22 protein-coding genes are annotated in these 20,286 nt (G+C 42.8%); 19 read left to right on the top strand and 3 right to left on the bottom strand.

All coding sequences use genetic code 11. From position 1 onward, the window contains the following. Positions 1 to 32: 32 nt before the first annotated feature. The 8 genes from HMPREF9421_RS08545 (at position 33) to HMPREF9421_RS08510 (ending at position 8,026) form a co-directional block, all read left to right on the top strand. Positions 33 to 845, top strand: coding sequence for a DNA/RNA non-specific endonuclease (locus tag HMPREF9421_RS08545; RefSeq protein ID WP_174263571.1), 813 nt, complete (start codon positions 33 to 35; stop codon positions 843 to 845). 166 nt (positions 846 to 1,011) lie between these two features. Beyond that, positions 1,012 to 1,731, top strand: coding sequence for a matrixin family metalloprotease (locus tag HMPREF9421_RS08540; protein ID WP_006596616.1), 720 nt, complete (start codon positions 1,012 to 1,014; stop codon positions 1,729 to 1,731). Positions 1,732 to 1,733: 2 nt separating this feature from the next. Next, positions 1,734 to 2,105 carry a hypothetical protein gene (locus tag HMPREF9421_RS08535; RefSeq protein WP_040803097.1) on the top strand — a complete coding sequence of 124 codons (372 nt, stop codon included), beginning with the start codon at positions 1,734 to 1,736 and terminating at the stop codon, positions 2,103 to 2,105. A gap of 82 nt (positions 2,106 to 2,187) precedes the next feature. Beyond that, the gene (locus tag HMPREF9421_RS08530; RefSeq protein WP_006596614.1) at positions 2,188 to 4,095 is read left to right on the top strand and encodes an ABC-F family ATP-binding cassette domain-containing protein; all 1,908 of its coding nucleotides are present in this window, start codon (positions 2,188 to 2,190) and stop codon (positions 4,093 to 4,095) included. 211 nt (positions 4,096 to 4,306) lie between these two features. Beyond that, positions 4,307 to 4,660, top strand: a complete 354-nt coding sequence (locus tag HMPREF9421_RS08525; RefSeq protein ID WP_004219703.1) for a hypothetical protein — start codon at positions 4,307 to 4,309, stop codon at positions 4,658 to 4,660. A gap of 4 nt (positions 4,661 to 4,664) precedes the next feature. Further along, positions 4,665 to 5,537: an XRE/MutR family transcriptional regulator gene (locus tag HMPREF9421_RS08520; protein ID WP_006596613.1), complete on the top strand. Its 873-nt coding sequence runs from the start codon at positions 4,665 to 4,667 to the stop codon at positions 5,535 to 5,537. A 23-nt stretch (positions 5,538 to 5,560) separates the two neighbouring features. Next, positions 5,561 to 6,739: an MFS transporter gene (locus HMPREF9421_RS08515; RefSeq protein WP_040803093.1), complete on the top strand. Its 1,179-nt coding sequence runs from the start codon at positions 5,561 to 5,563 to the stop codon at positions 6,737 to 6,739. 108 nt (positions 6,740 to 6,847) lie between these two features. Further along, positions 6,848 to 8,026: an MFS transporter gene (locus HMPREF9421_RS08510; protein WP_006596611.1), complete on the top strand. Its 1,179-nt coding sequence runs from the start codon at positions 6,848 to 6,850 to the stop codon at positions 8,024 to 8,026. Between the two features lie 31 nt (positions 8,027 to 8,057). On the opposite strand, the gene HMPREF9421_RS08505 is transcribed toward HMPREF9421_RS08510, so the two are convergent. From HMPREF9421_RS08505 to murT, 3 genes are read right to left on the bottom strand one after another with little or no spacing between them, the layout of a single operon-like run. Then, positions 8,058 to 8,348 carry a LapA family protein gene (locus HMPREF9421_RS08505; protein ID WP_006596610.1) on the bottom strand — a complete coding sequence of 97 codons (291 nt, stop codon included), beginning with the start codon at positions 8,346 to 8,348 and terminating at the stop codon, positions 8,058 to 8,060. A gap of 9 nt (positions 8,349 to 8,357) precedes the next feature. After that, positions 8,358 to 9,146: a lipid II isoglutaminyl synthase subunit GatD gene (gatD, locus tag HMPREF9421_RS08500; protein ID WP_006596609.1), complete on the bottom strand. Its 789-nt coding sequence runs from the start codon at positions 9,144 to 9,146 to the stop codon at positions 8,358 to 8,360. After that, positions 9,146 to 10,486, bottom strand: a complete 1,341-nt coding sequence (murT, locus tag HMPREF9421_RS08495; protein WP_006596608.1) for a lipid II isoglutaminyl synthase subunit MurT — start codon at positions 10,484 to 10,486, stop codon at positions 9,146 to 9,148. The genes gatD and murT overlap by 1 nt, the downstream gene beginning before the upstream one ends. 181 nt (positions 10,487 to 10,667) lie before the next feature. Here murT and cdaA point away from each other — a divergent pair, with 181 nt between their 5' ends. The 11 genes from cdaA (at position 10,668) to whiA (ending at position 20,256) form a co-directional block, all read left to right on the top strand. Beyond that, positions 10,668 to 11,516: a diadenylate cyclase CdaA gene (cdaA, locus tag HMPREF9421_RS08490; protein WP_006596607.1), complete on the top strand. Its 849-nt coding sequence runs from the start codon at positions 10,668 to 10,670 to the stop codon at positions 11,514 to 11,516. Continuing rightward, positions 11,513 to 12,253: a CdaR family protein gene (locus tag HMPREF9421_RS08485; RefSeq protein ID WP_006596606.1), complete on the top strand. Its 741-nt coding sequence runs from the start codon at positions 11,513 to 11,515 to the stop codon at positions 12,251 to 12,253. Before cdaA ends, HMPREF9421_RS08485 begins: the two co-directional genes overlap by 4 nt. 27 nt (positions 12,254 to 12,280) lie before the next feature. Next, positions 12,281 to 13,636, top strand: a complete 1,356-nt coding sequence (glmM, locus tag HMPREF9421_RS08480) for a phosphoglucosamine mutase (protein ID WP_006596605.1) — start codon at positions 12,281 to 12,283, stop codon at positions 13,634 to 13,636. Between the two features lie 42 nt (positions 13,637 to 13,678). Next, the gene (locus tag HMPREF9421_RS08475) at positions 13,679 to 15,094 is read left to right on the top strand and encodes an Ig-like domain-containing protein (RefSeq protein WP_006596604.1); all 1,416 of its coding nucleotides are present in this window, start codon (positions 13,679 to 13,681) and stop codon (positions 15,092 to 15,094) included. 193 nt (positions 15,095 to 15,287) lie between these two features. Beyond that, complete coding sequence (locus tag HMPREF9421_RS10455; protein WP_006596603.1) at positions 15,288 to 15,419, top strand: DUF4044 domain-containing protein; 132 nt, start codon at positions 15,288 to 15,290, stop codon at positions 15,417 to 15,419. Between the two features lie 45 nt (positions 15,420 to 15,464). Beyond that, positions 15,465 to 16,778 (top strand): GTPase ObgE, encoded by a 1,314-nt coding sequence (obgE, locus tag HMPREF9421_RS08470; protein WP_006596602.1) that lies wholly within the window; start codon positions 15,465 to 15,467, stop codon positions 16,776 to 16,778. A gap of 23 nt (positions 16,779 to 16,801) precedes the next feature. Then, positions 16,802 to 16,963, top strand: a complete 162-nt coding sequence (locus tag HMPREF9421_RS10845) for a hypothetical protein (protein WP_006596601.1) — start codon at positions 16,802 to 16,804, stop codon at positions 16,961 to 16,963. 16 nt (positions 16,964 to 16,979) lie between these two features. Beyond that, positions 16,980 to 17,357: a RidA family protein gene (locus tag HMPREF9421_RS08460; protein WP_006596600.1), complete on the top strand. Its 378-nt coding sequence runs from the start codon at positions 16,980 to 16,982 to the stop codon at positions 17,355 to 17,357. A 111-nt stretch (positions 17,358 to 17,468) separates the two neighbouring features. After that, positions 17,469 to 18,365 carry an RNase adapter RapZ gene (rapZ, locus tag HMPREF9421_RS08455; protein ID WP_006596599.1) on the top strand — a complete coding sequence of 299 codons (897 nt, stop codon included), beginning with the start codon at positions 17,469 to 17,471 and terminating at the stop codon, positions 18,363 to 18,365. After that, the gene (locus HMPREF9421_RS08450) at positions 18,362 to 19,339 is read left to right on the top strand and encodes a YvcK family protein (RefSeq protein WP_006596598.1); all 978 of its coding nucleotides are present in this window, start codon (positions 18,362 to 18,364) and stop codon (positions 19,337 to 19,339) included. Before rapZ ends, HMPREF9421_RS08450 begins: the two co-directional genes overlap by 4 nt. Beyond that, the gene (whiA, locus tag HMPREF9421_RS08445; protein WP_006596597.1) at positions 19,336 to 20,256 is read left to right on the top strand and encodes a DNA-binding protein WhiA; all 921 of its coding nucleotides are present in this window, start codon (positions 19,336 to 19,338) and stop codon (positions 20,254 to 20,256) included. Before HMPREF9421_RS08450 ends, whiA begins: the two co-directional genes overlap by 4 nt. Positions 20,257 to 20,286: the final 30 nt, after the last annotated feature.

Here is a 20,286-nt window from a genome sequence, read left to right as displayed (position 1 = left end):
GTGTGGCAAACAATCAAAAGAAACCACTTAAAATGAAAAAATCAGGACAAACTCTACTGGGCTTGGTGGTGGCAGCAGCCCTTTCCATCGGTGGCTATTATTTTAGTCAACCCCAGCCAGTCGCTAGTCACTCTCAGGTTCAAACGGTTGTTACTTCGAGTCAAGAAGCAACACCGAGTAAGGAACTAGCGGAGAGTGTTCTGACAGATAGTGTTCGAGCTAAACTAGGAAAAAACATTCAATGGAATGAAGCAGGCGCTTTCATCATTAACCAGAATAAAACCAATCTGGATGCGGATGTTGCTAGTCTCCCTTATGCAGATACTAAGACAAAGACTGTAAAAGGACGAGAGATTCCAACAGTTGCCAATGCTTTGATGACCAAGGCGACTCGTCAATACCAAAAAAGGGAACAGACGGATGTAGATTGGGCTCCCGCTGGCTGGCACCAAGTAACCAATTTAACTGGGGAATATGACCATGCGGTCGATCGGGGCCATCTTCTCGGCTATGCCTTGATTGGCAACTTAGATGGGTTTGATGCCTCGATGACGAATCCTAAAAATATTGCGGTTCAAACAGCTTGGGCCAACCAAGCGCGTGACAGTTTTTCAACGGGACAAAATTACTATGAAATCCTTGTTCGGAAGGCCTTAGATAAAAATAAGCGGGTCCGTTATAGGGTGACTCTCTACTATGCTTCAGATGAAGATTTGGTACCAGTTGGCAGTCAAATTGAAGCAAAATCGAGTGATGGCAGTCTAGAGTTTAACGTTTTTGTTCCAAATGTCCAGAGTGGGATTAGTTTGGATTATCGTACTGGAAAAGTAACAGTGCATCGCTAAGCTGCGTATAAAAGAAGAAGCAGGATGAAAAGGATTCGGTTGGCTTTGCTGTCAACTGGATCTTTTTCCTTTCATGACGTCACCCTTTAGCTTATTTTAAGAAAACTGAGGTAAAATAATCTCTTCTAGACCTAAACAAAGGTCTTCCTAAGGAAAGGAGGAACTTGTGAGAACCATTATAGCCATGATTCGTTTTCTAATACGGGTTATTTGGAGTCTTGTTTGGGGCTTGTTTTGGACTCTCGCCCTTAGTTTTGCTTTGCTGGTTGCTACTTTATTCTTTAGTGGCAAAACCGGTAGCGGAATAGATGGGGTCAGTCGCGCAGCCCAAACGGTTGTTACTCAGGTAGATGCTTACTTTCATCGAGATGGTCCTCTACGGGGTCAGGGAAGTCCATCTGCTCAAGAGGACTTAGCAACAGATGGCCATACCTCAACAGGAGCAAGGTGGGATCAGGCAACTGCAAAAGTTTATCTAGATCCTACGATGGATGATACCTTTACCCGTGCCTATGAGGAAGCTCTTGAGTCTTGGAATCAGACAGGGGCCTTCACTTTCCAACTTGTCACCAGTGAAGAAGAGGCTGATATTATCTTAACGGAGATGGATGATAGCACGGTTTCTGCAGCGGGTGAGGCCGAATCCCAGACAAATGTTTTAACCAATCGTTTCAAACGGGTGACCGTTCGTTTGAATCGCTATTACCTACTTAATAAGCAGTACAATTATTCCCATCAGCGAATTGTAAACACAGCTGAGCATGAACTAGGCCATGCGATTGGTTTGGACCATACTGAGGAAGAGTCCGTCATGCAGGCAGCTGGTTCCTTTTATAGCATCCAAGAGAGGGATATTGAGGCTGTTCGTCAACTATACAAGGAGTAAGAATAATCAAACGCATACTGTATGTTATTCGAACCTTTCCAGAACAAGTGGCACTCTTTGTGTTTAACTCTGGAATCTTTCTATGGCTATCCCAAAAAGGGCAAGCATTATCCCATGAATTAGGCATTCAACAGGCTTGGGAAAACTATGCTCCTGAGGGAGTCCGTCAATTTTTCGGAGACAATAAGGAAGCCGTCCAAGCTTTCTTCTCGCATTCGGCCATCACTTGGCTGATTGGTTCCATGATTATCCTACTTGTGATTCGCTTTGTAAAGGGAGTCATCAAATGGGGCTTGCTTTTGCTGGTGATTGGCATTGGGCTTTTCCTCTCCTATCAGTACAGCCAAATGGCTTCCAACATTTCAACAATCTAAAAAGTGAGGACAGGTCAAGCGCATCTAGCGTTTGGCCTTTTCTTCAATTGTCAATTTGTCAAAAGTAAGGTACAATGAAACTATGATTATTTTACAAGCCAACAAAATTGAACGCTCTTTTGCAGGGGAGGTTCTTTTTGATAATGTCAGCCTGCAAGTGGATGAACGGGACCGGATTGCCCTGGTCGGAAAGAACGGAGCCGGCAAGTCTACGCTCTTAAAAATCTTGGTGGGAGAAGAAGAGCCGACTTCTGGGGAAATCAATAAAAAGCGGGACCTTTCTCTCTCTTATTTAGCCCAGGATAGTCGATTTGAGTCGTCCAATACTATCTACGATGAGATGCTCCATGTCTTTGACGATCTCAGAAAGACCGAGAAAAGCTTGCGGCAGATGGAGCTTGCGATGGGGGAAAAAACTGGGGCTGACTTAGAAAAACTCATGCAGGATTATGACCGTCTATCAGAAGAATTCCGTCAGGCTGGTGGCTTTACCTATGAGGCAGATATCCGCGCCATTCTCAACGGATTTAAGTTCGATGAGTCTATGTGGCAGATGAAGATTGAAGAGCTGTCTGGTGGGCAAAATACCCGTCTCGCTCTGGCCAAGATGCTCTTGGAAAAACCAAATCTCTTGGTACTGGACGAGCCGACTAACCACTTGGATATTGAGACGATTGCCTGGTTGGAAAACTATCTGGTCAATTATAGCGGAGCCCTTCTCATTGTCAGCCACGACCGGTATTTTCTCGATAAAGTTGCTACCATTACCTTGGACTTGACCAAGCATTCTTTAGATCGCTATGTCGGTAATTACTCCAGCTTTGTGGAGCAAAAAGAACAAAAATTGCTGACCGAAGCCAAGAACTACGAGAAGCAACAAAAAGAAATTGCAGCGCTGGAAGACTTTGTTAATCGCAATTTGGTGCGGGCGTCGACCACCAAACGGGCCCAGTCTCGGCGTAAGCAGTTGGAAAAAATGGAGCGCCTAGACAAGCCGGAAGCTGGGACCAAGTCTGCCCATATGACCTTCCATTCCGATAAGACATCGGGCAATGTCGTCCTGACAGTAGAAGAGGCAGCTGTCGGTTATGACGATCAAATCCTGTCAGAGCCCATCAATCTGGATATCCGCAAGATGAATGCGGTCGCTATTGTAGGACCAAATGGGATCGGGAAATCTACTCTTATCAAGTCCATCGTCGGGCAGATTCCTTTTATCAAGGGGGAAGCTCGCTTTGGGGCTAATGTCGAGGTGGGCTACTATGACCAGACTCAGAGTAAGCTAACCCCTCACAACAGTGTCTTGGATGAGCTCTGGAATGACTTTAAACTGACACCAGAAGTGGAGATCCGCAATCGCCTAGGAGCCTTTCTTTTCTCTGGGGATGATGTCAAGAAAACTGTCGGCATGCTGTCAGGTGGAGAGCGGGCGCGTCTGCTCTTGGCCAAGCTGTCCATGGAGAATAACAATTTCTTGATTCTCGATGAGCCGACTAACCACTTGGATATCGATAGCAAGGAAGTGCTGGAAAATGCCTTGATTGATTTTGACGGGACCTTGCTTTTTGTCAGCCACGACCGCTACTTTATCAATCGTGTAGCCACACAAGTCTTGGAACTCTCAGAAGAGGGCTCAACTCTTTATCTAGGAGATTATGATTATTATCTGGAGAAAAAAGCTGAGTTAGAGGCTCTTGCAACAGCACAAGCAGAAACTGTGCCTGTTTCTTCTACGGAGGAATTCACCAGCAATGACTATCACATGCAGAAGCAAAACCAGAAGGAACTCCGGAAAATCACTCGTCGCATTGAGCAATTGGAAGCGGAGATGGAAGAGTTGGATCAGAAAATCCAAGCCATCACCGAAACCATGCATAGCACCAACGATGCAGCTGACTTGGTTCAACTCCAAAGCGAGCTGGATCAACTAACTGTCCAGCAGGAATCGGTCATGGAAGAGTGGGCAGAACTGTCAGAGCAGGTGGAATAGATGGAAGATCTTGGAAAAGTTTTTCGTGAATTTCGGATCAGTAAAAATTATTCGTTAAAAGAAGCTGCTGGCCACCAATGAAACCGGCGAACTCATGGAGAGCCAGCAGCAAATCGACCAGCTGACCGCCGCCCAAGAAGAAGCCATGATAGAATGGGAAGAACTAGCGGAGAAAGTGTAGTTTTCTAATTTGCCTAAGGAGAACATTGTGATGACTGAAAATGATTGGTTTATGAAGCAGATTAAAGGTGTAGCCGATATAATTGGTACAACTTTGCGCCTGCAGATTCAGAATTTAGATTTGGGGCAGTATGAGGATGAGGAAGGAAAACTCATCAACGGGAATCACTATCTTCAGCAAGTTTTAGAAGAGCAGCGCTTTGCAGAGGCCATTTCTTTTGTTGAAGAGCAGATGAAACGCCTACCTCTTCATCAGTATGATCTATTGGTTGATTGGCTGATTTCTTACTTAAGACAATTAGATTTTTCCGTGAAAGAAGATCACGGATTCTACGAAGGATACTTGCAAGAGTTAGAAAGGTACTTAAAGGAATTTAAGTGGTAATCAAATGGAAGATTTAGGCAAAGTTTTTCGTGAATTTCGAATCAGTAAAAATTATTCATTGAAAGAAGCAGCAGGAGAAGCTTGTTCGACCTCCCAGTTATCCCGTTTTGAATTGGGGGAGTCGGATCTGGCTACGTCGCGCTTCTTTGAAATTTTGGACAATATCCATGTGACGATTGAGAATTTTATGGATAAGGCCAGAAATTTCCAACACCATGAGCATGTGGCCTTGATGGCTCAGATTATTCCATTTTACTATTCAAATGACATTGCGGGTTTTCAAAGGCTTCAAGGAGAACAACTTGAAAAGGCTAAAGGTTCGACCAATCCCCTTTATTTTGAATTGAACTGGATTTTGTTACAAGGGCTGATTTGCCAGAGGGATGCCAGCTACACGATGAAGCAGAGCGATCTGGACAAGGTGGCGGACTATCTCTTTCAAACGGAAGAGTGGACCATGTATGAGTTGATCCTCTTTGGCAATCTCTATAGCTTTTATGATGTGGATTATGTCACTCGGCTTGGTAGAGAAGTGATGGAGCGGGAAGATTTCTACAAGGAAATTGGTCGCCATCGAAAACTGGTCTTGATTCTAGCTCTGAATTGTTACCAGCATTGTCTAGAACACCGTTCTTTTGAAAATGCCAGCTATTTTGAAGCCTATGTGGAAAAGATTATCGGCAAGAGCATCAAACTCTACGAACGCAATATCTTTCATTACCTTATGGGATTTGCCCTCTACCAGAAGGGAGAAACAAATGAAGGCTGTCAGCAGATGCAAGAGGCTATGCATATTTTTGATGTGCTAGGACTGCCAGAGCAGGTAGCCTATTATCAAGAACACTTTGATAAATTTGTAAAAAATGAATGTTCCTAAATAGGAGAGATAAAGGAGATTTTATGAACCGACATGCGGTCCAATTAATTAGTCGTGGAGCTATTAACAAAATTGGAAATATGCTCTATGATTATGGGAATAGTGTCTGGCTGGCCTCGATGGGGACTATAGGAAAGACGGTATTAGGGATCTATCAAATTTCTGAGTTAGTGACAGGGATTCTCGTGAATCCTTTTGGAGGGGTGATTTCAGACCGTTTTTCTCGTCGCAAGATTTTGATGACGACCGACTTGGTTTGTGGTCTCCTTTGTATGGCGATTTCTTTTATCAGAAATGATCGTTGGATGATTGCGGCCCTGATTTTTGCCAATATTATTCAGGCCATTGCCTTTGGTTTTTCTCGACCTGCCAATAAAGCTATTATCACAGAGGTTGTTGAGAAAGAAGAGATTGTAACCTATAATGCGCACTTGGAGCTGGTCTTACAAGTTGTTAGTGTCAGTTCTCCCGTGTTTTCTTTCCTAGTTCTACAATTTGCCAGTCTCCATGCGACCCTCTTACTAGATGCGCTGACCTTTTTCATTGCCTTTGTCCTAGTGGCATTCCTTCCGAAAGAAGTAGCAAAGGTTCAAGAAAAGAAACAGTTTACGGGGAAAGATATTTTTTCTGATATCAAGGAGGGGTTAGACTATATCTGGCATCAGAAAGACATTTTCTTTCTCTTGTTGGTGGCTTCCGGCGTTAATTTCTTTTTTGCGGCTTTTGAGTTTTTACTTCCATTTTCCAATCGACTTTATGGGGGCAAGGGGGCTTATGCGACCATCTTAACGTTGGGAGCTATTGGATCTATTCTAGGAGCACTTGTTGCCAATAAAATTACATCAAGCATGAAAATTCTCCTGTTTTTACTGATCATGGCAGGTGTAGGAGTGTTCATGATGGGCTTGCCTCTTCCGACTTATCTTTCCTTTTCGGGAAATCTGGTCTGTGAATTTTTTGTGACCATTTTCGACATCCACGTTTTTACACAAGTACAAACCAAGGTGGAAGATGATTATCTGGGGAGAGTCTTGAGCACGATTTATACTTTGGCTGTTCTATTCATGCCCATCGCCAAGGGTTTGATGACTTGGTTGCCAAGCGTCCGCATGGAATCATTTCTTTTTATTGGAGCTGGAGTTATTCTCTTTTCACTCTTGGCTCAGCTAGTAGCTAAGCAACTTCAATCAAAAGAACAGTAGGGATCCTTTGATAAATTTGTAAAACACTAATTTTCCCAAATAGGGGACAAAATGAAAACCTCTTTCATGAACTGATACAATAGTTTCAGAAAATGAAGGAGGTTTTTTATGAATCGACATGCAGTCCAATTAATTGCTCGTGGGGCGATCAATAGAATGGGAAATATGCTCTATGATTATGGGAATAGTGTCTGGCTGGCCTCAATGGGGACTATAGGAAAGACAGTGTTGGGGATTTATCAGATTTCTGAACTTGTCACCTCTATTTTAGTCAATCCCTTTGGTGGCGTGATCTCAGACCGTTTTTCCCGTCGCAAGATTTTGATGACAACCGACTTGGTTTGTGGTCTCCTTTGTTTAGCGATTTCCTTTATCAGGAATGATCGTTGGATGATTGCAGCCTTGATTGTTGCCAATATTGTCCAGGCCATTGCCTTTGCATTTTCTCGTACGGCCAACAAAGCCATTATCACTGAAGTCGTAGAGAAGGATGAGATTGTGACCTATAATGCACGCTTGGAGTTGGTCTTACAGGTTGTCGGTGTTAGCTCACCTGTGTTCTCTTTCCTTGTTTTACAATTTGCCAGTCTCCATGCGACCCTCTTACTGGATGCACTGACTTTTTTCATCGCCTTTGTCCTAGTGGCATCCCTTCCGAAAGAAGAAGCCAAAGTTCAAGAAAAGAAACAGTTCACGGGAAAAGATATTTTTTCGGATATCAAGGATGGATTGCACTATATCTGGCATCAGAAAGAGATTTTCTTCCTCCTCTTGGTGGCTTCCAGCGTCAATTTCTTTTTTGCAGCTTTTGAGTTTTTACTCCCATTTTCCAATCGGCTCTACGGGGTCAAGGGCGCTTATGCGACCATCTTAACCTTGGGGGCTATTGGCTCCATCATCGGAGCCTTGATTGCTAATAAATTTAAATCAAGCATGGAGATACTTCTCTTCTTATTGATTTTAACAGGAGTAGGAGTATTCATGATGGGCTTGCCTCTTCCTCCTCTTCTATCCTTTTCTGGAAATTTAGTCTGTGAACTCTTTATGACGATTTTTAATATCCACTTTTTTACCCAAGTGCAAACAAAGGTTGAAGGAGACTATCTGGGCAGGGTCTTAAGCACTATTTTTACCCTAGCCATTCTCTTTATGCCCATCGCCAAAGGTTTGATGACCTGGTTACCAAGCGTCCGTGTAGAATCTTTTCTCCTGATTGGGGCTGGCGTCATCCTTTTTTCACTCCTAGCACAAGTAGTCGCCAAGCAGCTACAAGCAAAAAATCATTAGAATAGCATCAAAAAAGCACCGATCGGTGCTTTTAGTTTTCGATTTGTTTGATTTTTTCTTCTTTATCACCTGACATCTTTTGTCCTAGTTGTTTTTTCGCGGTTTTTAACTCATGTTTTAATGAGAAATTTTTTGGAAGGCTGACTAAGAAAGTCACCAGCGAACCAAGAAGGACACAGACCAGAATCAAAATGATGAGCGGGAGTTTAAATTGGACCAGCAAAAAGTTCACAGTCACCATTTGCATATTGGCCAAGGAAATAATCGCAATAAGCAAGACTGCAATCAGTAGTGCAACATATTGTAGTTTTCGTTTATTCATTTTGTCTCCCTATTCTTCTAATTCAGCTTTGCTTTTCACATCAGTATATTCTTCCGCCTTTTCAAGGCTTAAGATATCATCGTAAGTCGCTAAGACGATGTCTTGTCCATATTTTTTCTTTAGAGCTGTTGTCACCAAGCGATAGGCCAAATTGGCGTTGCGAGAGAGAATAGGACCGTGGAAGTAGCTACCAAAGACGTTCTTGTAATGAACCCCTTCGCAACCATCTTCTTTATTGTTCCCATTTCCGTAGATGACCTTACCTAGCGGTTTTTCATCCTCTGCCAAGAAGGTCCGACCTTGGTGGTTTTCAAAACCATAGTAGGTCTCGTTGAACTCTTCATTATGGATCTTGATGTCGCCAATATAGCGATTATTTTCTTGGTTGAGGGTATAGTGTCCCATAATACCAAGTCCCTCAATACGCTTGCCAGAAGCTTCAATGTAGTACTGGCCTAGAAGTTGAAAGCCACCACAGATAGCAAGGACCACACCATCGTCATGAATGAAACGTTCAAGGTCTTCTTTTTTATCTGGTAGATCTTCTGATACAATGGTCTGTTCGTAGTCTTGGCCTCCACCGAAAAAGGCGATGTCGTAGGTATCTGGATCAAAGCGGTCTTTGAGAGAAACGATATCCACAGTGACATGAGCACCAAGTTTCTCCGCAACGTACTTGAGCATGAGGATACTTCCATTGTCCCCATAAGTATTCATCAGATTCCCATAAAGATGGGCAATTCTCAATTCGTACTGGTAGTTTTCCTGATCAGGGGATTGTAGTGAAGTGTAGATCATTAATTCATCTCCTTTTCAATCAGGTGTTCTTGGGCCAAAATCTCACGGAATTCAAGCATGGCCGTATAAGTGGCTAAGATATAGGCGTGAGGAGTTTCCTGTTGCTGGATGCGTTGGAAGACCTCTTTTAATTCAATCATTTCTGTGATCTTTTCAGCAGGATAGCCTGTAACCCGAAGTCGTCGGGCAATTTCAGAGTGGCGTACCCCTCCAGCATTAATCTCTGGGATGTCCATTTTGGTGATTTGCTCAAAGTCCGCATCCCAGATCCAGCTAGTGTCGATCCCATCAGCATAGTTAGCATTGAGGAGGACTGACAAGCTAAAGGAATACGGCGCCAACTTAATCATTTCAATGGCTTGGGTTGCTCCAACCGGATTTTTGATCAGGACTAAGGTACATTCTTTATCCCCAATCTTAAAGGTTTCCTGACGGCCGAAGACAGCCTTGCTCTTGTCGAAACCACGCTTAATGACGTCTGGACTCACTTCAAAATAATGGGCAACTGCAACTGCAGCGAGGGCGTTGTATATATTATAGAGGCCCCCAATATTGATGTGGTAGTTTGTCCCGTTGATTTTAAAGTGAGAAGAAGTATTGGTCAGCTCGGTCAATTCATTAACTGCCACTGTCAATGGAGGACGATGGAAGCCACAGCTTTCACAAATGTAATCTCCCAGATTGGCATAGGTGTTTAATTGGTAAGTTAAAATACCGTGACACTCTGGACAAACGATTCCTTCCGTATTGTAATGAGCTAGCTGCGGAGCAGTTTTTTCCGTGTCAAAGCCAAAATATTGAACGGGATTTGGTAGGGGAAGGGTATGGAAAAGAGGGCTATCCCCATTCATCAAAACAGTCGCCTGTGGCGCTTTTTTTATCCCATCTAAGATCATCCGATAAGTCGTGTAGATTTCCCCGTAGCGATCCATTTGATCCCGGAAAATATTGGTGATTACAAACAAGGTCGGAGTGATATAGTCACAAATTCGAGCCAGGCTGGCTTCATCGATTTCAAGAACAGCAATAGGACGACCGGAAGAACCTTTAGCGTTCAAGAAAGTAGTCGTAATCCCTGAAATCATATTGGCTCCACTAGGATTGGTCACGATAGGTCCGAAAGCCTCCCGAAGAATGCCAACAGTGAGAGCTGTTGTTAGTGTTTTCCCATTCGTACCAGTGATAACCACAATTTCGTAGTTCTGGGCCAGGTGTTGTAAAATGTCTTTATCAATTTGGAGGGCGATTTTTCCAGGAAGGGTAGAGCCACGACCAAGCAAACGCAAGAGGTGACTACTCGTTTTTCCGGCAATAAGCCCTATACTAGTCTTAATCTTCATAATTCATATTTTATCACAAAAACCAACAGAAGGTTACAGAAAAATCTGTTGAAACATGATATAATGGTGTAGAGTAGTTTGAACGCGCTATCCATTTGCTAGAAGCCTTGCTGTTTCCAGTAATCATCCACAATTGTTAGCTGCGTGAAAAGCCTAGAAGAGAAGTGGTAGGTATGAGATTGTGAACATCCAACAATTGTCAAATCCCCAGTATTGGGCCAGTTTATTTCCCACTCCATGGAGTGTGGTTGTCAACCTGATTGACATTGCCCTAGTAGCCTGGTTATTGTATTATTTTATAAAAGCCATTGTCGGCACTAAAATTATGATTTTAGTCCGTGGTGTCTTGACCTTTTTCTTATTTGAGTTAGTTGCCAATATGATTGGTCTGACGACCATTTCTTGGTTGATCAACCAAATCATCACATACGGGGTCATTGCTGCGGTAGTGATTTTCTCTCCGGAAATTCGGACGGGATTAGAACGATTAGGTCGAGCAACTGAATTTTTCTCAACCAACCAGATTAGTACAGAAGAAAAATTGGTTCAATCCTATGTAAAAGCCGTTGCTTATATGAGTCCTCGAAAGATTGGTGCCTTGGTTGCTATTCAAGGGAGTAGAACCCTTCAAGAATATATTTCTACGGGTATTCCCCTCGATGCAGATGTTTCGGGTGAACTTCTGATTAATATTTTTATCCCCAACACCCCGCTTCACGATGGGGCAGTGATTGTCACCAATGATAAAATTGCTGTATCTTGTGCCTATCTCCCCTTAACAGAAAGTACGGGAATTTCAAAAGAGTTCGGTACGCGACACCGGGCAGCAATTGGCTTGTCTGAGGTAAGTGATGCCTTCACCTTTGTTATTTCGGAAGAAACGGGTGGTATTTCCATTACGAGAAATGGGAGTTTTAGACACGACCTCAGTATCGAAGAATTCGAACAAGAATTGCGTGCCTTCATTATTCCAGAAGATCAAGAGAAAAAAGATTTGAAATCAAGAATTTTTGGAGGACGCGTCAAATGATTTCAAAAAGAAAAATAGTCTATATTGTGACCTCTGTCTTTTTCTCAAGTCTCTTGTTCATCAATGCAACTTCTGTTAATTTTCAGAATAACAGTAGTGCGCGTCAAGTTAGTTCTGAAACCTACACGAATACCTTGACCAATATTCCAATTGACGTAAAGTACAACGATAGTAAATATTTTGTCAGCGGGATTAGTTCAGAAGTGACCGTCTTTCTTAAAGGATCTAATCGTGTTGCTTTAGCATCAGAAATGCAGGCTAGTACTCGTAAATTTAAAGTGGTAGCCGATTTAAGAGATCTGAAAGAAGGCGAGCATGAAATCATATTAAACATTGAAGGCTTACCTTCTGGTTTAACAGCAACCATCGAGCCTCAGAAGGTAACTGCAAAAATTGGTAAGAAAATGACGAAAAAATTTGATGTTTCCGTCACGATACCAGATAAACAAATTGCTCCAGGTTGGAATCTCTCGCATGTTACTTTCTCTGAGGATGAGGTATCTGTAACAAGCGACCAAGATACTTTAGCTAAAATTGATCATGTGGAAGCCATCTTCCCTGAAGGAGATCTTTTGAACAATACCTATACTGCAACCGTATCAATGAAGGCAGTAGACAGTGAAGGGAATGATTTACCAGTCATCATCTCTCCATCAGAACTCTACATGAAGGTTGAGTTGAAACAAACCAGTTCCAGCTCTTCCTCGACCAGTTCTTCATCACATAATAGCAATTAATAAAGATTCATCGAAAGGAATATCATAATGGGTAAATATTTTGGAACGGACGGAGTCCGTGGAGAAGCAAACGTCGAATTGACGCCAGAGTTGGCCTTTAAGCTCGGTCGATACGGAGGTTATGTCCTCAGTCAACATGAAAAAGGAACTCCACTTGTTTTCGTAGGACGAGATACACGTATTTCTGGTGAAATGTTAGAAAGTGCTCTCGTAGCAGGTCTCCTATCTGTAGGGATTAAAGTTTATAAACTCGGTGTCATCGCGACACCAGGTGTAGCTTATTTGGTTCGTTCTGAAGGTGCAAGTGCTGGGGTCATGATTTCTGCCAGTCATAATCCAGCCTTAGACAATGGGATTAAATTCTTTGGGAATGATGGCTATAAATTAGACGATGATCGTGAACTAGAGATTGAAGCCTTATTGGATGCGGAGTCTGATACTCTTCCTCGACCTAGTGCAGAAGGTCTTGGTACAGTGATGGACTATCCTGAAGGACTTCGTAAGTATCAAGAATACTTAGTTTCAACTGGAACCCAGCTGGAAGGAATGCACGTAGCTCTGGATGCTGCGAATGGTTCCGCATCTACAAGTGCCCGTCATGTCTTTGCTGACTTGGGAGCACGTTTGACAGTTATTGGAGAAAGCCCAAATGGTCTCAATATCAATGACCAAGTAGGCTCGACCCATCCTGAGTCTTTGCAAGAGGCTGTCCGAGAATCTGGTGCGGCCATTGGTTTGGCTTTTGATGGTGATAGTGATCGTTTGATTGCAGTTGACGAAAATGGGGACCTAGTCGATGGTGATAAAATCATGTACATTATTGGGACTTACCTTTCTGATAAGGGCCTCTTAAAAGATAACACCATCGTAACGACGGTCATGTCCAATCTAGGATTCCATAAAGCCTTGGATGCAAAAGGGATTAATAAGGTTGTAACTGCTGTCGGAGACCGCTATGTGGTCGAAGAGATGCGGAAGTCTGGTTACAATCTAGGTGGTGAACAGTCTGGTCACGTGATTGTCATGGATTACAATACTACTGGAGATGGCCAGATGAGTGCCGTTCAATTGACTAAGATTATTCAAGAAACAGGTCGTACTTTATCAGATCTTGCATCAGAAGTTACTATCTATCCTCAAAAATTGGTCAATATCCGTGTTGAAAACAGCATGAAAGACAAGGCTAAGGAAGTTCCTGCCATTCGTGCGATTATTGAAAAAATGGAAGCTGAAATGGATGGGAATGGCCGTATCTTAGTGCGTCCAAGTGGTACCGAACCTCTTCTTCGTGTCATGGCAGAAGCTCCGACTGATGAAGAAGTGGACTACTATGTGGATACCATTGCTGCTGTAGTCAAAGATGAAATTGGTCTTGAAGATTAAATAAAGAAGTAAACTCTCCAAGTGAGAGTTAAGGAGGTTAATATGAAATATTTACGTCGAATGATGTGGTCCCTAGCCCTTGTTGCTGCAGTTATTTTTTCGAATGCTTTTGTTCAAACTATTCAAGCGTCAGAAGTCCTGTCTTATACGCAAACAGCTAGTCTGACCAAGGATAACCAAGCAGTAACCAGTGGAACCACAGTCTTATCAAACGAAAAATTGTCTGCTACCATCAATGTAGCCTTTCCAGATACACAAGCCATTCAAGCAGGAGACACCCTGACCTTGGCTTTGCCGAAAGAATTAACCTTCTATACACATCTCGAGTTTGATGTAGTGGAAGAAGGTCAAATAAATGGTCAGACAGTCGGGAAAGCTGTTGTTAATACAGCTAACAAAACAGTCAATGTTACCTTTAATGACTATTTTACATCCCATCCACTTAATAAACGAGTTGCCTTGCATTTTGATGTAAAAGTAGACTCCGAAGTGGTTACTAAAACATCCCCAATCCAGTTTAAACTAGGCAATACAGATTTTTCATTGAATTATGAAAAGACTGATGGAGAAGCTGGAGACTATGAGATGAAATACGGCTACCAAGATAAGTCTGATCCAACCATTATTAAATGGCGGATTATCTTAAATGCCCGCCAAGATATGCTTCGTGGCATGGTCATTAAAGATCAATTTGGAGATGGCTTGACACTGGTAGAAGGTAGTTTCCGTGCGGTTCGCTTTAGTCCAGTAGAAGGTGGCATTAGAAATGAAGCCCATATTTTAAGTCTGCCAGTTTTAGACAATTTCAGTAAAAAAGCTGTCTTCGACAAGAATGAAGCTGGTCAGATCACTGGATTCACAATTAACTTTGGAGATAACTACAATTGGCCAATGTACATTGAATATTCTACGAAAGTAGCTCCTGGTACAAAAGTTGGTGATCTCGTTCATAACACCTTGACATGGAAAGCAACCAATTTCCCAGAGCCACGTAGCTTAACACGAGAAGTAAGATTGGAATCAGGTTCTGGAGAAGGTTTGGGTGAGAAAGAACAAACTCCACCGACACCAGATCCGGAGCCATCTAAACCGCAACCGGATCCAAAACCAAGTCCAGATCCAGAGCCATCTAGACCGCAACCAGATCCAAAACCAAGTCCAGATCCAGAGCCATCTAAACCGCAACCGGATCCAAAACCAAGTCCAGATCCAGAGCCATCTAAACCGCAACCGGATCCAAAACCAAGTCCAGATCCAGAGCCATCCAAATCACAACCAGATCCAAAATCATCAAACTCATCATCAACTTCTGTTAAAGAAGAAGAAGCACCAAAACCTGGTAAGAAAAAAGTTCTTCCAAGTACAGGTGAAAAGATGACTCCGGTTATCATCCTGGTTGGTATTTTGGGCTGTGCGGTTGGTTTTACTGTGTTACGGTCTAAGAAGTTAACAAAATAATACTGTTTTTTAAAAGGCTGGAATTTTCCAGTCTTTTTTGATGCTTCTATAAAAGTGGAGTTAAACAAGTGTCGATGTTGAAAAATTTATTTTATCCAATAGCTCCCTTTCCTCTAGGAGGTGGATGTTTGAAAAATGCCCTTATTCGTGGTAAAATAGGGCTAATGAATTTATTGTAATTGAGGTAAAAAACGTGGCTTTTGGAGACAACGGAAAACGCAAAAAAACTTTCTTTGAAAAATTGACCATGCTGGTCATTGTAATTATGTTGATTGTAACGGTTGGAGCAATCTTTGCTGCAGCTTTGGGTGCACTATCCTATTAAGGGACTACCAAGTGATTCTTGGTTATAAAAGGAAAACGATAAACTATGAGTATGTTTTTAGATACAGCCAAGATTAAGGTCAAGGCTGGAAATGGCGGCGATGGCATGGTGGCCTTTCGCCGTGAAAAGTATGTTCCCAACGGCGGTCCTTGGGGAGGCGATGGTGGACGCGGAGGCAATGTCATCTTCGTTGTAGACGAAGGCTTGCGCACGCTGATGGACTTCCGCTATAACCGGCATTTCAAAGCCCAAAATGGCGAGAAGGGAATGACCAAAGGGATGCACGGACGGGGAGCAGAAGACCTCTTTGTGCGAGTACCGCAAGGGACAACAGTACGAGATGCTGAGACTGGTAAGGTCATTACCGACTTGGTTGAAAATGGACAAGAATACATTGTCGCACACGGTGGCCGTGGAGGACGCGGAAATATCCGTTTTGCAACTCCTAAAAATCCAGCTCCTGAGATTTCAGAAAATGGGGAACCAGGTCAAGAACGTGAACTCGAATTAGAACTCAAGGTCTTAGCAGACGTTGGTTTGGTTGGCTTCCCATCAGTAGGGAAATCAACTCTTCTCAGTGTGATTACTTCTGCTAAGCCAAAAATTGGGGCTTATCATTTCACAACCATCGTTCCAAATTTGGGCATGGTTCGGACGCTGTCAGGTGAATCCTTTGCGGTCGCTGACCTTCCTGGATTGATTGAAGGGGCTAGCCAAGGAGTGGGACTAGGAACCCAGTTCCTTCGTCACATCGAGCGCACCCGTGTTATCTTGCATGTCATCGATATGTCAGCCAGTGAAGGACGAGATCCTTATGAAGATTATGTTCAAATCAATAAAGAGCTCGAAACCTATAATCTTCGTTTGATGGAACGTCCTCAGATTATCGTGGCAAATAAGATGGATATGCCGGAGAGCCAGGAAAATTTGAAAGAGTTCAAGAAAAAATTGGCGGTCAACTACGACGAGTTTGATGAACTGCCACAAATCTTCCCAATCTCTAGTTTAGCGCATCAAGGTTTGGACAACTTGTTAGAAGCAACAGCAGACTTGTTAGACAAAACACCAGAATTCTTGCTCTATACAGAAGAAGATATGGCGCAAGAAGAAGTCTACTACGGCTTTGATGAGGAACAACCAGCCTTCGAGATTAATCGTGATGATGATGCTTCTTGGATCTTGTCCGGTGATAAGCTAGAGAAGCTCTTCAATATGACCAATTTTGATCGCGACGAGTCTGTCATGAAATTTGCGCGTCAATTGCGCGGAATGGGTGTCGATGAAGCCCTTCGTGCGCGTGGTGCAAAAGATGGAGATATCGTACGTATCGGTAAATTCGAATTTGAATTTGTTGACTAGTTAGAGCTAAAGAGGAGAAGAAGATGGGAGATAAACCTATATCCTTTCGTGATAAAGACGGAAATTTTGTCTCTGCTGCAGACGTTTGGAATGCAGAAAAATTGGAAGAACTCTTTAACAAGCTGAATCCCAAACGTAAGTTACGCTTAGAACGGGAAAAATTAGCAGCATCCAGTGAAAATTAGGAATCAGGAGAAGAAAATGGCAAAAACAATTCACACAGACAAAGCACCGGCAGCAATTGGACCTTATGTTCAAGGGAAAATTGTGGGCAATCTTTTATTTGCAAGTGGGCAAGTACCTCTTTCACCAGAAACTGGTGAAATTGTTGGAGAAACTATTCAAGAACAAACCCAACAAGTGTTGAAGAATATTGCTGCTATCCTTGAGGAAGCTGGAACGGACTTTAATCACGTAGTGAAAACAACTTGTTTCTTAAGTGATATGAATGATTTTGTACCTTTTAACGAGGTATACAAAACAGCTTTTTCAAGTGAATTTCCAGCACGTTCTGCAGTAGAAGTGGCTCGCTTGCCACGCGATGTCAAAATCGAAATCGAAGTGATTGCAGAAGTTTAGTCTCAAAATAAGGAATGCATTCGGGTAAAAAGAATGTTGGAGTGAGAGCCATCGACTGACCAACTGGAAAGAGATGCCCTCCTCCTTTTTTGTAAGGAAAAGGTGATTAGGATGACAGATACAGAAAAAACAATTCAACTGGTCATTGTGACAGGAATGAGTGGTGCGGGAAAGACCGTAGCCATTCAATCCTTTGAAGATATGGGGTATTTCACCATCGACAATATGCCACCAGCTCTCTTGCCGAAGTTTATTGAGCTGATTCAACTGTCGATGGACAATAATAAGTTGGCTCTCGTTGTGGATATGCGGAGCAGGTCTTTCTTCGCAGAAATTCGCTCCATTTTGGACGAATTAGAGAACCACGAAGGAATTGATTTTAAAATTCTCTTTTTGGATGCGACAGATAGTGAATTGGTCGCGCGCTACAAAGAGACTCGTCGGAGTCACCCACTCGCAGCTGATGGGCGTGTCTTGGATGGGATTACGTTGGAACGGGAACTTTTGTCTCCACTTAAAAACATGAGTCAAAATGTCATTGATACGACGGAATTAACGCCCCGTAATCTTCGTAAAGTAATTGCTGAACAATTCTCCAGACAAGATAGTCAGCCTGAGTTTCGGATTGAAGTCATGTCCTTTGGCTTTAAGTATGGTTTGCCTTTAGATGCAGACCTGGTCTTTGATGTTCGTTTCCTACCGAATCCTTATTACCAACCAGAACTACGGAATCAAACGGGGCTTGATGATGATGTCTATAACTATGTCATGAATCACAAAGAATCAGAGGAGTTTTATCGTCATCTTTACGATTTGATTGCTCCCATCTTGCCAGCATACAAACGAGAAGGAAAATCCGTTTTGACAATTGCAGTGGGCTGTACAGGGGGTCAACACCGTTCAGTAGCCTTTGCTGCTCGTCTTGGACGGGATCTAGCGAAAGATTGGACGGTTAATATGAGTCATCGCGACAAAGACCGACGGAAAGAAACGGTGAATCGTTCATGAGAAAACCAAAAATGACCGTCATCGGAGGCGGTACAGGGATTTCCGTTATTTTGGACAGCCTTCGGAAAAAGGATGTTGAAATTACGGCTATTGTGACAGTGGCGGATGATGGGGGTAGTTCTGGGGAACTTCGGAAAAATATTCATCAATTGACACCACCGGGCGACTTGCGGAATGTGCTAGTAGCCATGTCTGACATGCCTCGCTTTTATGAAAAAGTCTTTCAATACCGTTTTGCGGAAGATGATGGACCACTAGCTGGTCATCCTCTTGGAAATTTGATCATTGCCGGGATTTCTGAAATGCAAGGCTCGACCTATAATGCCATGCAATTGCTGACTAAATTTTTCCATACGACAGGAAAAATTTATCCTTCCAGCGATATACCGTTGACCCTTCATGCCGTCTTTACGGATGGGTCAGAGGTCGCAGGTGAGAGTGAAATCGCCCATCATGAGGGAATGATTGATTATGTCTATGTCACCAATACCTATAATGATGAGACACCGAAAGCGAGTCGAAAAGTAGTAGATGCGATTATAGAAAGTGATATGGTGATTTTAGGACCGGGCTCTCTTTTTACATCAATCCTTCCTAATCTAGTGATTGAAGAAATTGGACAGGCCTTGCTTGATACGAAAGCAGAGGTCGCTTATGTCTGCAATATCATGACCCAACGTGGGGAGACAGAATACTTTACCGATAGTGACCATGTTTCCGTCCTTCATAAACACTTGAAGAAGCCGTTTATTGGTACTGTTTTAGTCAATATTGAAAAAGTCCCTCAAGAATATATGGACACGAATCGCTTTGATGAATACTTGGTTCAAGTAGAACACGATTTTGCAGGTTTAAAATCGCAGGTTCCCCGAGTTATTTCAAGCAATTTCCTTCGCTTGGAAAACGGCGGCGCCTTCCATGATGGAGGAGCTGTGGTAGATGAGTTGATGCAAATTGTACAGGTGATAAAATGAGTTTTACCATTAAAGTAAAAGAAGAGCTCTTGACCCTTCATCGCTTTGAGAAAAGTGAGTTATCTGCTCTGATTAAGATGTCAGGTAGTTTGGGCTTGAGTATGGGGGGCTTAAGTTTGTCTCTGACAACGGAGAATGCTAAGATTGCCCGCCATATCTATGAATTAATTGTAGAGTTTTATCAGGTCAAATCTGACATTCGTCACCACCAAAAAACAAATTTGAAGAAGAATCGTGTCTATACTGTTTCTATTGATGAAAAAGTCGAAGAGATTCTTGCAGACCTACACTTAGCGGATTCTTTCTTTGGTATTGAGACTGGGATTGACCCGAGAATCTTAGAAGAAGATGAAGCAAGTCGCGCTTATCTGAGAGGAGCTTTCTTAGCAAGTGGGACCATCAAGGATCCAGAATCAGGACGCTATCAATTAGAAATTAGCTCTGTTTATTCTGACCATGCTCAGGATTTAGCCAACTTGATGCAACACTTCTTGTTAGATGCCAAGACCATCGAACGCAAAAAAGGAGTCGTTACCTATTTGCAGAGGGCAGAGGATATTATTGATTTTCTCATCTTGGTAGAAGCTAAGCAGGCCATAGAAGAATTTGAGTCTGTCAAGGTTTTGCGAGAGGCGCGCAATGATCTCAATCGAGCCAACAATGCTGAGATGGCCAATATTGCTCGTACAGTAACGGCTAGTATGAAGACCATTAACAATATTGTCAAAATCATGGATACTATTGGATTAGGTGGTCTTCCGGTCGAGCTTCAGGAAGTTGCCTATGTTCGAATCCAGAATCCCGACTATTCCATACAGCAAATTGCGGATGCCCTGAAAACTCCCTTAACCAAAAGTGGGGTCAATCATCGCTTGCGAAAAATCAATAAGATTGCAGACGAGCTAGATAATCTATAAGAAAAAGAGGCTGGGACAAAAGTCCTAGCC

The sequence above is a fragment of the Streptococcus australis ATCC 700641 genome (genome assembly GCF_000186465.1).
GTDB lineage: Bacteria > Bacillota > Bacilli > Lactobacillales > Streptococcaceae > Streptococcus > Streptococcus australis.
The sequence above is the reverse complement of the archived record's forward strand: the minus strand, read 5'-3'. Positions and strand labels throughout refer to the sequence as shown.

Coding starts and splice junctions, on each gene's coding strand:
- HMPREF9421_RS08545 (WP_174263571.1), top strand. CDS start 33: ATGAAAAAATCAGGACAAACTCTACTGGGCTTGGTGGTGGCAGCAGCC.
- HMPREF9421_RS08530 (WP_006596614.1), top strand. CDS start 2,188: ATGATTATTTTACAAGCCAACAAAATTGAACGCTCTTTTGCAGGGGAG.
- HMPREF9421_RS08525 (WP_004219703.1), top strand. CDS start 4,307: ATGACTGAAAATGATTGGTTTATGAAGCAGATTAAAGGTGTAGCCGAT.
- HMPREF9421_RS08520 (WP_006596613.1), top strand. CDS start 4,665: ATGGAAGATTTAGGCAAAGTTTTTCGTGAATTTCGAATCAGTAAAAAT.
- HMPREF9421_RS08515 (WP_040803093.1), top strand. CDS start 5,561: ATGAACCGACATGCGGTCCAATTAATTAGTCGTGGAGCTATTAACAAA.
- HMPREF9421_RS08510 (WP_006596611.1), top strand. CDS start 6,848: ATGAATCGACATGCAGTCCAATTAATTGCTCGTGGGGCGATCAATAGA.
- HMPREF9421_RS08505 (WP_006596610.1), bottom strand. CDS start 8,348: ATGAATAAACGAAAACTACAATATGTTGCACTACTGATTGCAGTCTTG.
- gatD (WP_006596609.1), bottom strand. CDS start 9,146: ATGATCTACACTTCACTACAATCCCCTGATCAGGAAAACTACCAGTAC.
- murT (WP_006596608.1), bottom strand. CDS start 10,486: ATGAAGATTAAGACTAGTATAGGGCTTATTGCCGGAAAAACGAGTAGT.
- HMPREF9421_RS08485 (WP_006596606.1), top strand. CDS start 11,513: ATGATTTCAAAAAGAAAAATAGTCTATATTGTGACCTCTGTCTTTTTC.
- glmM (WP_006596605.1), top strand. CDS start 12,281: ATGGGTAAATATTTTGGAACGGACGGAGTCCGTGGAGAAGCAAACGTC.
- HMPREF9421_RS08475 (WP_006596604.1), top strand. CDS start 13,679: ATGAAATATTTACGTCGAATGATGTGGTCCCTAGCCCTTGTTGCTGCA.
- obgE (WP_006596602.1), top strand. CDS start 15,465: ATGAGTATGTTTTTAGATACAGCCAAGATTAAGGTCAAGGCTGGAAAT.
- HMPREF9421_RS10845 (WP_006596601.1), top strand. CDS start 16,802: ATGGGAGATAAACCTATATCCTTTCGTGATAAAGACGGAAATTTTGTC.
- HMPREF9421_RS08460 (WP_006596600.1), top strand. CDS start 16,980: ATGGCAAAAACAATTCACACAGACAAAGCACCGGCAGCAATTGGACCT.
- rapZ (WP_006596599.1), top strand. CDS start 17,469: ATGACAGATACAGAAAAAACAATTCAACTGGTCATTGTGACAGGAATG.
- HMPREF9421_RS08450 (WP_006596598.1), top strand. CDS start 18,362: ATGAGAAAACCAAAAATGACCGTCATCGGAGGCGGTACAGGGATTTCC.
- whiA (WP_006596597.1), top strand. CDS start 19,336: ATGAGTTTTACCATTAAAGTAAAAGAAGAGCTCTTGACCCTTCATCGC.